Genomic DNA, 13,267 nt, shown 5'->3' on the forward strand with positions numbered 1-13,267 from the left:
GCCGCCGCCCCGCAGCCGGCGGCCGTCCAGGCCTCCGCCGGGGGCGAGCCGCCCGCGGCCGGCGGGATTCCGGTACGCGGCTTCGTGCGCGGCGCCGAGAGCGCGCCCGTGCCCGGGTCCGCGGTCACGCTGATCTCCCTCGGCGGCCGGCAGGTCGGGCGCTCGGTCGCCCGCGCCGACGGCTCGTACGCCGTGGACGCCCCGGGCGCCGGGTCGTACGTCCTGATCGCCTCCGCCGACGGGTTCCAGCCGCAGGCCTCGACCGTGGTGGTCGGCGAGGAGCCGCTCTCCTACGACGTGCTCCTCAGCGGCACCAGCGGGCTGAGCGGCGTCGTGCGCAGCGCCGAGGGCAAACAGCCGCTGTCCGGCGCCATGGTCGTCGTGACCGACGTGCGCGGGGACGTCCTCGCCACCGGGGCCTCCGGCGAGCAGGGCGAGTTCACCTTCGGCGAGCTGGTCCCCGGCACCGTGACCATCGCCGTCAACGCGGCCGGGCACCGGCCGGCGGCGCTGCCCGTCGAGGTCGGCGCCGTGGGCGTCACCCGCGTCGAGGTCGAGCTGCGGGCCGGCGCCCGGGTGCTCGGCACGGTGCGGGCCGCCGGCGGGCCGCTGGCCGACGCGCGGGTCACCCTGGTGGACGCGGCGGGCAACGTCGTCGCCACCGCGACCACCGGGCCGGACGGGGCGTACGCCTTCACCGACCTGGACGGCGGCGACTACACCGTCATCGCCGCCGGGTACCCGCCCGTGGCCACCACGCTCGCCGTCACCGGCGAGGGCGTGGACGGCCACGAGATCGAACTCGCCCACCCGGGCGAGTGACCGGACCCCGCCCCCGGCCGCGTACGAGCGGACGCGGCCCGGGGCGGGCCAGGCCCCCGGTACGGCGGCGACGTGTACGGCAGGGGACGGCCGGTTCGCCGCCGCCGGGGGCCGAACGCGTGGGTCACGGCCCACCTCGACCAACGATCAGCAGACTCCGCGACGGGCACGGTCCCGCGGGAGCGGCGCCCGCCCGGGCGCACAAGGGGAGAAGGCTTATGGGGATCAGCGCGCGGATTTCGACACGGGACGGCTGGGCCGTACCGCACGCCGTCGTGACCGTCACCGACATGACGGGGGCGCAGGTGCTGCGCGCGGAGGCGGACGCGGAGGGCGTGGTGCGCGACACCACCGCCCTGGCCGCGGGCCCGTACACCGTCATCGTGACCGCCGTCGGGTACGCGCCCGCCGCCGCCACCGCCCTGGTCACCGCCAGTGGGCGGGCCGAGGTCGGCACCGTGGTGCTCGCGCGGGCGGGCGGCAACGAGCTGCCGCCCCCCGGGCCGTGGACGATCGACCCCGCCCACTCCTCCGTGGGCGCGGTCGCCCAGCACCTGGGGATCTCCAGCGTGCACGGGCGGTTCACCGCCTTCTCGGGCCGGATCGAGGTCTCCGAGGACGTGGCGAAGTCCGGCGTGGAGGCGGTCATCCGGGCCGACTCCATCGACACCGGCAACGGCATGCGCGACGACCACCTGCGCGGCCCCGACTTCCTGGACGTGACCGCCCACCCGGAGATCACCTACCGCTCGACGGGCCTGGAGCCCGCGGGGACCGACCGGTGGACCGTGCGCGGCGAGCTCGCGATGCGCGGCGTCGTCCGGCCCGTGGACCTCGACCTGACCTACCTCGGCACCGGCGCCGACCCCTGGGGCGGCACGCGTGCCGCCTTCCGCGCCACCGCCGAGCTGCGGCGCGAGGACTTCGCCATGAACTACAACCAGGTCCTGCGCGCCGGGATCGCCGCGATCGGCACCACGCTGAAGGTGGAGCTGGACATCCAGGCGGTGCGCGGCGAGGTGCTGCCCGGGGCGTAGGCGCCCCATGCCTACGAGAGAGGGGCCCGGCACGAGCGAGCGTGCCGGGCCCCTTCTGTCGTACGGGCTCCCGGGGGGGGCCGAATCCACGGGCTCGCGCGCGTGGGGTACGGCTCCCGGGTACGGCCGCGGGCTCGCGCGCGTGGCGTACGGGCTCCCGGGTGCGGCCCGCCCGTGGCCTCAGCGGCGGGCGAGCAGGCTCTCGATGCCCGCGATCAGCAGGTCGAGCGCGGCCTCGAAGTCCCGGTCCCACATCTCGGCGACGGATTCCTCGCCGCGGGAGTCCATCAGCTCCCGGGCGCCGCGGATCGTCTCGTCGTGCGGGAGCCCCTGCTCGACCGTGCCGAGCGCCTCGCGGAAGTACTCCTCCGTCGTCATCCCGGCCTCCGCGGACCGCGCGCTGAAGTGGCCCTGCATGGTGCCGTACCCGTACCCGTACACGAACTGGAACACCGCGGCGATCGCGCCGTTGCGCTCCCGGGGCGGGAGGCCGGTGTTGCGCACCGCCTGCTGCACGGCGAAGGAGTACCGCCGCCAGTTCGGCCCGATGTTCAGGAACCGGCCCACCAGCGGCGACACCCACGGGTGGCGGATCAGCAGCGCCCGGTACTCCGCGGCCAGGGCGCGCAGGTGCTCGCGCCACGCGGCCGGGTCGGAGCCGGTGTCGGGCAGCCGCACCTCGGCGCCCACCGCGTCCAGGGCGAGCTCCAGCAGGTCGTCCTTGGTGTCCACGTACCAGTACACGGACATCGCCGTGACCTCCAGCTCGGCGGCGAGCCTGCGCATGGAGAACCTGGCGAGCCCCTCCGCGTCGAGCAGCCGGACCGTCGCCCCGGTGATGCGGTCCCGGTCGAGCCCGGACGGCTGGTCGCCCTTGCGGGCGGCACCGCGCCGCGCCTTGCCGTCCAGCCAGACACTCGCGCGCGCCGGTCGACTCGCGCGGTCGGCTGCCTTCACCATGGCGGACCTTCCTGGTACGGATCCTCTTCCCGGCGGGCCCGGGCGGGTCCGCCGGAGCACTCCGGCGCACCCGCCCCCGATGCTATGCGGACGGCCGGCCCGCGGGGCCGGAGGCGTGCTGCCCCGGGTCCGGGGCGTGTGGCCCGGGGCCCGGCGTGTGCTGTCGCCCTGAGTCTGCCCGCTCGGCCCGCCACAACAACGCCGCCGCGAGGGCGCCGCCGAGGAACACCGCGCCCGCGCCCACCAACTGGCTCGTCTCCAGGCCCGAGGAGAACGCGTCGGCGATCCGCTGCCGCTCGGCCGCCGAGTCCGCCGCCGCGAGCGCCGCGGGGAAGGACGCGGCGGAGACCGCGACGAGCGCCGAGAAGCGGGAGCTGAGGACGGCGCCGAGCACCGCGACGCCGAGGCCGTTGCCGAATTCGGCGAGCGTGCCGTTGACGCCCGCGCCCACCCCGGCCTTCTGCGGCGGTATGGCGCTCATGATGGCGTTGGCCATCGCGGGCATGGCGAACGCGATGCCCGCGCCCATGACGACGAGCCCCACGAGCATGCCCGCGTAGTCGTGGCCGCCGAGCGTCGCGATCACCGCGAGCCCGCCCGCCAGCATGGTCATGCCGACCAGGATCGTGACCGGGCTGCCCAGCCGGGCGTGCACGCGCGCGCCGATGCCCGCCGTGTTGAGCACGACCACGCTGACCGCGAGCGGCGCGGTGCGCAGCCCGGCCTCCAGCGGCTCGTAGCCGAGGACGAACTGGAGGTGCTGGGTGAGCAGGTAGAGCGAGCCGCCCATCCCGAAGGCGACGAGGATCGCGCCGGTCACCGCGCCGACGAACTTCTGGTCGCGGAAGAAGTGCATGTCCAGCATCGGGTACGGGACCCGCAGCTCCCACAGCGCGAACGCCGCGAGGACGGCCACGCCGACGCCCGCCGCCACCAGGACCTGCGGTGACGTCCAGCCGTGCGGGGGGCCGGAGATGATCGCGTACACGACCGAGCCCATGCCGACCGTGGAGAGCAGCGCGCCGGGCAGGTCGGGGCGGTCGCCCCGGGGGTTCTTGGACTCGGGGACCAGCTTGACCACGGCCGCGACGCCGAGCAGCGCCACGGGGATGTTGACCAGGAAGATCGCGCCCCACCAGAAGTGGTTCAGCATGACGCCCCCGATCAGCGGCCCGGCCGCGAACCCGAGGGAGTTGACGGTCGCCCACAGGCCGATCGCCTTCACCCGCTCGTCGTCGTCGAAGATCTGCACCACGACCGCGAGCGTGGTGGTCATCAGCAGCGCGCCGCCCACGCCCATCCCGGCCCGGGCCGCGATGAGCTGCCCGGACGTCTGCGCCAGGCCCGCGGCGAGGGAGCCGGCCCCGAACAGCACGAGGCCCGCGGTGAGCATCTTCTTGCGGCCGTAGCGGTCGGCTGCGCTGCCCGCGGTGAGCAGCAGGCCGGACTGGACGAGCGAGTACGCGTTGACCATCCACTGGATGTCGGCCGACGAGGCGTCGAGTTCCCTGGTCAGCGAGGGGATGGCGACGCTCAGGACGGTGTTGTCGAGCAGCACGGTGAGCTGGGCCAGGCAGATGACGCCGAGGATCAGCCAGCGCCGCGGATGCCGGTCGCGCGGTGCGGCGGCCGGCCCGGGAGGCCCGGGAGGCCCGGCGGTGGTCGCCGTCATACGGGCTCCTTCGCTTCTACGGTGTACGGGACGAGGTCGTCGTACACCGTAGAGGAGGTGCCATACGCCGTACAAGAGCGGGCCGGGCGGGGCCTATGGAGGGAGCGGGCGGCCCCCTTTGCACAGTGACGGGTGTGCGTGACCCGCCCGGGATCACGCCGCCGCGGTGGCGGGTTTGATCAGGTACCCGGCGCCGCGCCGGGTGTGGATCATCGGCTCCCGCCCGGCGTCGATCTTCCGGCGCAGATACGAGATGTACAGCTCGACGACGTTGGCCTGGCCGCCGAAGTCGTAGCTCCACACCCGGTCGAGGATCTGTGCCTTGCTGAGCACGCGCCGCGGGTTGCGCATCAGGTACCGCAGCAGTTCGAACTCGGTGGCGGTCAGGTGGATGGACTCCCCGCCGCGGGTCACTTCGCGGCTGTCCTCGTCGAGGGTGAGGTCGCCGACGGTGAGCACGGAGTCGGAGCGCCGGCCGGGCACCGCCCCGGTCCGGCGGATCAGCCCGCGCAGCCGCGCGACGACGTCCTCCAGGCCGAACGGCTTGGTCACCTGGTCGTCGCCGCCCGCCGTGAGCCCGGCGACGCGGTCCTCGGCGGCGTCCTTGGCCGTGAGGAACAGCACCGGCACCCCCGGCAGCTCCCGCCGCAGCCGGCCGAGCACGGAAAGACCGTCCATGTCGGGCAGCATCATGTCGAGCACGACGACGTCCGGCCGGAAGCTCCGCGCGGCCCGCACGGCCTCCGCGCCGCTGCCGGCGCTGCGGATCTCCCAGCCCTCGTAGCGCAGCGCCATGGACAGCAGCTCGGTGAGCGACACCTCGTCGTCCACGACGAGCACGCGGACGGGACTCCCGTCCGGCCTGAGCAGTTCGGTACGCCCCTGGGGCGAGGTCGTGGTCATGCCCCTCAGCGTGCGCGCGGGTCGTGAGAGGGGGCTTGGGGGTGCCTGTGAATTCCCTGAGAAGCCTGGCCCCTGGGCCTTGCGCGGGGGGCCTTGCGGGGGTCTTGGCCGCTGGATGTTCCAGCCCGTCCGGCGTTTGAGGACGAGGCGCGGAGCGCCGATGGGGCCGGGGGTCCAGGGGGCGGAGCTCCTTGGTTACGGGAAAGGGGCGGGTCTGGGGCGCCCTGCGAGGGGCCGGGGGCGCGAGGGGCCGGGGGCGCGAAGGCCCGGGAGCGCGAGGGGCCGGGGGCGCGAAGGCCCGGGGACGCGAGGGCCCGGGAGCGCGAGGGCCCGGGGCGCCCCCTCACACCACCCCGAACAGCCGCGCCCCGTTCTCACGCCCCACCACCGTCGCCCCCTGCTCACTCATCTCCCCCACACCGCTCACCGCGATAGCTCCGCTCCACCGTCCCCACGTGCACCGCGTACTCCTCGTACCACTCCACCCGCCCCCGTCTGCGCGCCTCCCGGTGCTCCGGGGCGTCGCGCCACGCCTTCACCGCCTCCGCGTCCCGGAAGTACGCCACGGTGATCCCCAGTCCGCCCGGTGTCCGGGCCGAGTCCGCCCCGAGGAAGCCGGGGGCCGTCGCCACCAGCTCCTCCATACGCCGCGAGGTCTCCTCGTAACCGTCGTCCACCGAGGTGCGGAGGGACGTGAACACCACGGAGCAGTAAGGCGGTTCGAAGGGACCGACGGGCCCTGTCGTCATGTGATCAGTCATGGCACCCACCGTCACGGGCGGCCCGGCCGCCTGTCCAGCTCAGCCGCCACTCCTTGCCGAACGGGCAGCCACTTTTGACCTTCCGGTCAGCGAACAGACCGAACCCGACCCGCTGCCCCCACCAGGCCAACCACCGCCGATCACGACAGGCCCACAGGCAAACAGGCACACCAGCCCCGACCCCAGCCCCAGACCGGAGTCAGAACAACCCACCCTGCACAGCGGGTATGGCCCGCACCGGAACAGTCACCCCCGAACCCGAACCCGAACCCTCGCCCTCACCCCCGTCCAAGGCCTCCAGCCGCCACCCGCTCAACACCCGCCCATCGAGCACCACCGAGCCCCCGCCCCGCACCGCCAGGTGCAGGTCCGGCCCGGCGGCAGCGACCAGCGTGCCGGCCACCACGCCACCGTCCACGAGCTCACCCACCACCCCCGCCACGTCCACCCCACCGTCGCCGAGGCCGAACACCTCGGCGTGGTCCACGACGTCGCACGGCAGCCGCTCCAGCGAGTCGGGCCACCCGCCGAGCCCGCTCGCGCGGCGGTGCAGCTCCGCCAGCTCCCGCGCCCGCTCGGCCCTCTCCGGCAGCCGTGCCCGCAGGGCCCGCTTGCGGGCATACGGGATCCGGTCCGGCACGCCGAGCGCGACGCGCAGCAGCTCCTCGGTACGGCGCGCCGCCATGAGCGGGCCGCGCCCCAGCCGGCAGTACGCCACCGCGCCCTGCTCAAGGAGCCGCGCGCCGCCCCGCGCGACCCCGGTGATGCCCACCTTCACCAAACCGGGGCCGAACCATGCCACGTACACGTGGTACGGCCGCGGGTCGTCGGCGAAGGTGTCCGCCGCGACCGAGTGCGCCCGGTCGACGCGCGCGCACTCCTCGCACTGGCCCCGCGTGGCCCGCCCCGCCACCGTCGCACCCGCCGGGCACGGCGTCCACCGCCCGCCGCGCCACACCCCGAGGCACCGGCGCTCCCCCCGCGCCCGGAAGGCCAGCGCGCTGCCGTACGCCACCACGCTCTCGCGCTGCCCCCGCCCGGGCCCGTACCAGCCGAGGGCAGGCCTGCCCTCCGCCTGCCACCGCACCCCCGTGCACCACCACGTCATGCAACCGAGCATGACGCACACCACTGACAACGCCCCCGCGACGGGCCCCGACCAGCGGACCAGCAGGCCAAGGGGGCGCGTGCGGACCGCCCCCGCATCCGGTTGGAGATCGTCGATCTTGTCAGGTACACATGGCGCGAAGGAGGGCCGCCGGGCACGCCCGGCGGCCCCACGGGGAAGCACCAAACGGAGAAGTCCATGAAGAAGCGCCTGTTCGCGCCCGCGGCCGTGGCCGCCCTGTCCCTGCTCACGACGGCACCGACGGCCTCGGCGGCCGTGACCGCGCCGACCGGGGCCACGACGGTCAAGGCCGCGGCGGCGGGGTGCGGCGGTGAGCTCATCAAGGCCAGGGAGAACATCAAGATCCGCAAGAGCCCGCGCGACAACGCGACGGCCCTGCGCCTGATGTACAAGAACACCACGGGCTGCTGGCACAAGGGCCTCACCGGCGGCCGCTACACCAAGTGCGGCGGCAAGAACTGGAACGGCTGGGGCTACATCACCTACCGCGGCACCAAGGGCTACGTCCCCAACGCCTGCGTCATCCCCGCCAAGTAGCCGACCCCGCTACGCCACCGGCCCCGAACCCACAGTTCGGGGCCGGTGGACGCGGACGGCCACCGGGGTCGTCGCACCTCGTGGCCATACGGCAGGTTCCCGATCGGGGGGGGCGTGGAGCGGGATCAACTCGAACGGCTGCTGGACACTGGAGTGGCTCAAGCTCCACGTGGAGGCGAGAAAAAGCCCAGTCGCCACCCGGCACCGGACAGTCTCGGCGCTCGACCAGCTCTCCGCCGCTGTCCGGGGCAGTGCCTGAGTCCATCGGTCTCGGCGATCACCGGCGTTGCTGTACTTCGCTGCTGTACGCCCCGGAAACGCCAGAGGCCCCGGATCTCTCCGGGACCTCTGATCTGCTGTGCACTCGGCAGGATTCGAACCTGCAACCTTCTGATCCGTAGTCAGATGCTCTATCCGTTAAGCTACGAGTGCTTGTTTTGTTTTTGTCTTCGCTTCCCGGTCCTTTCGGCCCGCTCGCGGCGACAGGAAGAACATTACATGACTGCCGCCGCCATGTGAAATCCATTGGCCACACCCCTTGTGACCTGCGGAAACACGCTCGGGGCCGGAGCAGGTGGGCCTGGGGGCGGACGTGGAGCCAGGCGTCGGGCGTGGTGCGCGGCGGGGCGTGTGACGGAAACACCGAAGCCCCGGTCCAGTGGACCGGGGCTTCGGTGATCAAGTGCGGAGGCGGAGGGATTTGAACCCTCGATGGGCTTTAAGGCCCAAACCGCATTAGCAGTGCGGCGCCATAGACCGGACTAGGCGACGCCTCCAACCTGACACCCACGCGAGCGTGGGTGCGCGTGCAGATGATGACACAGCCAGGGGTCACGTCACCAATCGCGGCCTCCACGGTACTAGCCGGGCGCCCTGGAGGGCAAAGCGCTGGGCGGGCCGCAACGTCGCGCTTTCGGGGGCGTTAGAGGGGGCGGTAGGCGCCTGCCCTTCCGGCCGGCGCGAGCAGAAACCGCGCACCCCAAGGGAGACCCCGTGAAACCCGTCATCGAGCGCCGCCCCTTCCGCACCGCCGCCACCCCGTCCCGCGCCACCACCCCGCCCCACACCGCCGCCAAGCTCCTCGCTGCCGCCTCCCTCGCCGCGTCCGTCCTCGCCCTTGCCGCCCCGCCCGCCGCCGCGGCACACACCGTCTCCCCCGGAGCGCCCGTCGACCGGGCCGCCCGGGACCACCTGCCCCTCCTGGACCACCTGCCCGCCCCGGGCGACGTACGGGACCACGCGGTCGGCCGGGACCGGCTGACGGTCACCTTCTCCGAAGGGGGCGGCGGGGCGGCCACGACGTACAAGCTGGAGTGCCGGCCGGCGGGGGGCAGTCATCCGTCGGCAGGGGCCGCCTGCGAGCGGCTGGAGCAGCTCGCGGGTGAGGGGATCGACCCCTTCAAGCCGGTGCCGCACGGCGCCATGTGCACCCAGGTGTACGGCGGCCCGCAGACGGCCCGGGTGACGGGTACCTGGAAGGGGCGGCCCGTCGACGCCTCGTTCCGGCGCACCGACGGGTGCGAGGTCGGGCGGTGGAACAACCTCGTCCCGGTGCTGCCGTCCACCCGCGCGTGACGGGGCACCGTGGCCGCGGGCCGCGCTGCCGACCGGCACGCCCCGGTCCGGCCGCGCCCCCACGCGCGCGTGGGGGCCCGCCCCGGCGCTCTGCCGGGCCGGGCCACCCGCCGTCGGCATCCACGCGCGCGTGGCGGCCCGTCGCGGCGCGTGCTGTGCCGTTTCTGTGAAGGGCTTCGGCAGGGGCCCCGGTCGGCGTCCCGGGAGGGGGACCGGAGGGGGGACCGGCCAACTCCTGGGCCGAGTTCCGGGCTGGCGCGCCGTCGGGTGGTCACGCGACCGGGAGGGCCTCGGCGTACGCACAGCTTCTGCGTGCGGTCTCCCTCTCATGACCGCACATCCGGCTCATCCGGCGTCGCGCCCGCAACCGCTCCCCGTAGACTTCCGTCCCGTGACATGCCGCGGGCCGCGGGGCAAGATGGCCTCGGCGGTCGGCAAGATGCGGTAACCAGGGAGGAAGCGTCGTCGTGAGCAGCAGGCCATCCCGAGGCGCTGCTCGCCTCGCAGCCATACTCGACGCGCTCCCGGACGCGCTGGTGCTCGTCAACGCCAACGGGACCGTCATCAACGCCAACGCCATCGCGCTCGAGGCCTTCGAGGCGCCCGGCACCGCGCTCGTGGGGCGCGGACTGCTCGATCTGCTGCCGGAGTTCGACTCCCGGCTCATCCCCGGCTCCATGCGCCGACCGGACACGACGGACGAACGCGGACGGACCAAGCCGAAGCGGATGATCGCCCGCAGGACGGACGGCACCGAGTTCCCCGTCGAGGTCACCAGCTCGAACCTGGAGGACAGCCGGCACGCCTACGACGAGCGCTACGGCCACGGCGGGTACAGCAGTTACAGCGGCGACGAGATGCTGATGATCGTCGTACGCGACCTGTCCGGCGCGCTGAACACCGAGGCCGAGCTGGCGCGTTCGCAGCGGCAGACCGAGATGATCCTGCGGGCCGCCGCGGAAGGCGTCGTGGGCACGGACACCGACGGCCGGGTCGTGCTCGTCAATCCGGCCGCCGCGCAGATACTGGGCTTCCGGGCGAGCGACCTCGGCGGGCAGGAGCTGCACCCCCTGGTCCTGCACTCGCGCGCCGACGGCGAGCCGTTCCCGTACGAGGAGTCCCCGCTCGCGGACACGCTGCGCTCCGGGCGCAAGCACCGCGTACGCAACCAGGTGCTGTGGACCAAGAGCGGCGAGAAGGTCGCGGTCGACCTGACGACGGCTCCGGTGCGCGACGGCGACCAGCTCGTCGGCGCGGTCATGACGTTCACGGACCGGCGGCCGTACGACGCGCTGGCCGAGAAGTACGAGGCGGCCGTCGCCCGGCACGCCGAGGAGCTGCGGGAGGCCGCCGAGCGCCGCGAGGAGGAACTCGCGGCCGAGCAGGAGCGCTACGCGGCGCTCGCGGAGCGCGAGAAGGACCGGCACGAGGAGCTCGCCGAGCGCGAGCAGGAGCGGTACGACGCCCTCGCCGCCCGGCACCGGCAGCTCGTCGCCGTCCTCGACCGGTCCCTGCGCGGCCCGCTGGACGAGCTGCGGCGCGAACTCGCCGCGCTCGCCGCCGACGACGCCGGCCAGCTCTGGCCGGAGGCCAACCAGGTCCTGCACCACCTGTCCGCCGGGTACGCGCGCATGACGACCCTCGTGGACGACGTCCTGGGCTTCCAGCGCCTGGAGGCGGGCGAGGAGGCGCTGTCGCGCGCGGCCGCGCCGCTGGACGCCGTCGTCGCGGCGGGCGTCGACGGGGCCGTCGAGCTGATCGGGCCCGGGCGCATCCAGTTCGCCGTGCACGCGCCGCCGATCGAGGTCCACGTGGACGCCCGCCGGCTCGCGACGGCGCTCGCGCACCTGATCGCCGACGTGGCCGGCATCGACGCCACCGGCAACACGCGCGCGGACGCCGTGGCGTCGCGCCCCGAAGCCGCGTCCGGGTACGTCGACTCGACCGTGGTCGTGGCGGCCGCCCAGCGCGGCGAGGTCGTCCGCATCGAGGTACGCGGACCGTACGACGGCGGGGACCCGGTCCACGGCCCCGTCGTCCGCGGCATCGTGCGCGCGCACGGCGGCGTGCTCCAGACGCACGAGGTGCCGGGCACGAACGGCAGCGCGTACGTCCTTGAGGTGCCGATCGGCGAGGGCTCCGGGGGACCGGCGACAACCGCTGAGGCCTCCACGGAGACCCCGGGTCCGGCGGCCGGTGGCCTGGTGCCCGAGCAGGCGTCGGCCCCCGGGGGCGGACGGCGGCGGGCCCGGCGCTCCTCGGTGGACTCCTTCCTGGACAGCGGCGTTCCCGGTGCGGCGGAAGCCGACGACACGGAGGGCACGGGCGTCCCGAGCCCCGCTCAGGAGACCGCGGCCGGTGCCCCTAGGACTGCCGGTACGGGCGGTTCCGCCGGTACGGGCACGGAGTCCGGCCCCGGCGGCACCGGCCGGCGCAGGCGCCGTGCCGTGGCGCACGGCCCCGTGGAGGCCGAACCGGCCCCCTTGGCGGACGCGGCCACCGGTACGTCCGGCGGTACGTCGGGGGGCACCGGTCGGCGCCGGGGCCGGCCGAGCCCTGCCGAGGGTGCCGTGATGACCGCGGCCGAGCACGCCGCCGGGTCGGCCGCGCTCGGCGAAACCGTGCCTCCCCAGGGGGTGCCGTCCCCGGGAATGCCGTCCCAGGGTGAGCCGGTGCCTTCGGGGCGGCGTGCCCGGCGGGTGGGTGAGCCGCAGGCGCTGGCCGCGCTGCCGTCGGGGACGGGTGCCGCGCCGGAGGTGAGCGGTGGGCCCGTGGCCGGGCACGGGGAGGGCGCCGAGGCGCCGCGCCCCGGTGGCCGCCGGGCCCGGCGCGCCCTGGCCGCCGCCCGGGAGCGGGCCGCGGCGGAGGAGGCGTCCAACAGCCGTGTCTTCGCGCTGCCCCCGGCCGAGGCGGACCGGGAGGCGGGCAGCGAGGCGCAGGGCGGCGCGGAGCAGGTCGGCGGCACACCGGTCGACGACGCGCAGGGCGCGGCGGGGCAGGGCGGTGTCGGGCGGGGCGGTGCCGTGCCGGGTGCGCATGTCCCCGGGGCACCGGGTGCGCGTGTCCCCGGGGCGCCGGGTGCCGGTGGGCAGCCGGTTGGGGCGCAGCCGGTGAGGGCTCAGCAGGCACAACAGGCACAGCAGACTCAGCAGACGAGGGCCGCGCAGGGTCGCGGGGTCGCCCCGCAGGCCGGGCCCGCGCAGGCCGGGCCCGCGCAGGGCGGCGGCACGCCCGTCGGCGCCGCGCCCGGAGCCGGTGTGCCGGGCGGGGTCCCTGGGGGGATGCCTGGTGCGATGCCTGCTGGGACGGGTGGGACGCCGGGTGGGATGCCCAGTGGGACGCCCGGTGCAACGCCTGGTGCTGGTGCGCTGCCTGGCCGGATGCCGCAGGGCGCCACGCACGGTGCTCAGGGCGGGTCCCCGCAGCTCGGTGCGGCGCAGGGAACCGTGCCGCGGGGCAACGCCGGCCAGGGCGGCGCCCCCCAGGCCGGTGCACCCCAGGGCGGGGCCGCGCAGCCGATGCCCGCGCAGGCAGGACCCGTACAAGCAGGACCCGTACAGGCAGGGCCCGCGCAGGTCGGGGCCTCGGTGAGTGTTCCCGCCGGAGTGCAGGCCGGGCTGCGGGCCGGGGTCCGGACCGAGGTGCCCGCGCAGGGCGGCGCGCACGCCGCGGCGCCGGGCGGCATGCCCGTCACCGCGCCCGGGGGCATCCCCGTACAGCAGGACGACACCGGTCAGCACGCCCTGGCGGCGCACGACCCCACGAACGACCACACCCCGCCGCAGCCGCACCCCGCGCAGGCCATGGGCCTGCCCGCGCAGGCGCAGCCCCAGGCGGCCAGTGGGCGGCGGCGCGCCCGGCAGGCCCCGCC

General features: G+C 75.1%; 10 protein-coding genes and 2 tRNA genes. 5 read left to right on the plus strand and 7 right to left on the minus strand.

Features of this window, described 5'->3' with window-relative positions:
• Both IE330_RS34765 and IE330_RS34770 read left to right on the plus strand, forming a co-directional pair.
• On the plus strand, nucleotides 1–822 hold an 822-nt coding region (locus IE330_RS34765; protein ID WP_190140175.1), incomplete at its 5' end, for an MSCRAMM family protein.
• Between the two features lie 218 nt (nucleotides 823–1,040).
• Entirely contained in the window at nucleotides 1,041–1,859 is an 819-nt protein-coding gene (locus IE330_RS34770) for a YceI family protein (protein WP_190140176.1), read from the plus strand.
• Between the two features lie 180 nt (nucleotides 1,860–2,039).
• Here IE330_RS34770 and IE330_RS34775 read toward each other — a convergent pair whose 3' ends face one another.
• From IE330_RS34775 to IE330_RS34795, 5 genes are all read right to left on the minus strand, one after another.
• Entirely contained in the window at nucleotides 2,040–2,819 is a 780-nt protein-coding gene (locus IE330_RS34775) for a TetR/AcrR family transcriptional regulator (RefSeq protein WP_190140177.1), read from the minus strand.
• An 82-nt stretch (nucleotides 2,820–2,901) separates the two neighbouring features.
• Complete coding sequence (locus tag IE330_RS34780) at nucleotides 2,902–4,491, minus strand: MFS transporter (RefSeq protein WP_190140178.1); 1,590 nt, start codon at nucleotides 4,489–4,491, stop codon at nucleotides 2,902–2,904.
• 153 nt (nucleotides 4,492–4,644) lie between these two features.
• Nucleotides 4,645–5,394: a response regulator transcription factor gene (locus tag IE330_RS34785; protein ID WP_190140179.1), complete on the minus strand. Its 750-nt coding sequence runs from the start codon at nucleotides 5,392–5,394 to the stop codon at nucleotides 4,645–4,647.
• A 401-nt stretch (nucleotides 5,395–5,795) separates the two neighbouring features.
• Entirely contained in the window at nucleotides 5,796–6,155 is a 360-nt protein-coding gene (locus IE330_RS34790) for an antibiotic biosynthesis monooxygenase family protein (protein WP_190140180.1), read from the minus strand.
• 199 nt (nucleotides 6,156–6,354) lie between these two features.
• Nucleotides 6,355–7,263, minus strand: coding sequence for a DUF2797 domain-containing protein (locus IE330_RS34795; protein ID WP_190140181.1), 909 nt, complete (start codon nucleotides 7,261–7,263; stop codon nucleotides 6,355–6,357).
• A 198-nt stretch (nucleotides 7,264–7,461) separates the two neighbouring features.
• On the opposite strand from IE330_RS34795, the gene IE330_RS34800 reads away from it, so the two are divergent.
• On the plus strand, nucleotides 7,462–7,821 hold the full coding sequence (locus IE330_RS34800; protein WP_190140182.1) for a hypothetical protein: 360 nt from the start codon (nucleotides 7,462–7,464) through the stop codon (nucleotides 7,819–7,821).
• Nucleotides 7,822–8,180: 359 nt separating this feature from the next.
• Here IE330_RS34800 and IE330_RS34805 read toward each other — a convergent pair.
• Nucleotides 8,181–8,253, minus strand: a tRNA-Arg gene (locus IE330_RS34805).
• Between the two features lie 253 nt (nucleotides 8,254–8,506).
• A tRNA-Ser gene (locus IE330_RS34810) sits at nucleotides 8,507–8,597 on the minus strand.
• Nucleotides 8,598–8,814: 217 nt separating this feature from the next.
• On the opposite strand from IE330_RS34810, the gene IE330_RS34815 reads away from it, so the two are divergent.
• Both IE330_RS34815 and IE330_RS34820 read left to right on the plus strand, forming a co-directional pair.
• Nucleotides 8,815–9,396 carry an SSI family serine proteinase inhibitor gene (locus IE330_RS34815; protein WP_229926139.1) on the plus strand — a complete coding sequence of 194 codons (582 nt, stop codon included), beginning with the start codon at nucleotides 8,815–8,817 and terminating at the stop codon, nucleotides 9,394–9,396.
• Between the two features lie 467 nt (nucleotides 9,397–9,863).
• Nucleotides 9,864–13,267, plus strand: a 3,404-nt coding sequence (locus IE330_RS34820; RefSeq protein ID WP_190140183.1) for a PAS domain-containing protein, incomplete at its 3' end; no start/stop codon positions are given.

Origin of the sequence: Streptomyces longispororuber (genome assembly GCF_014656095.1) — a bacterium.
GTDB lineage: Bacteria > Actinomycetota > Actinomycetes > Streptomycetales > Streptomycetaceae > Streptomyces > Streptomyces longispororuber.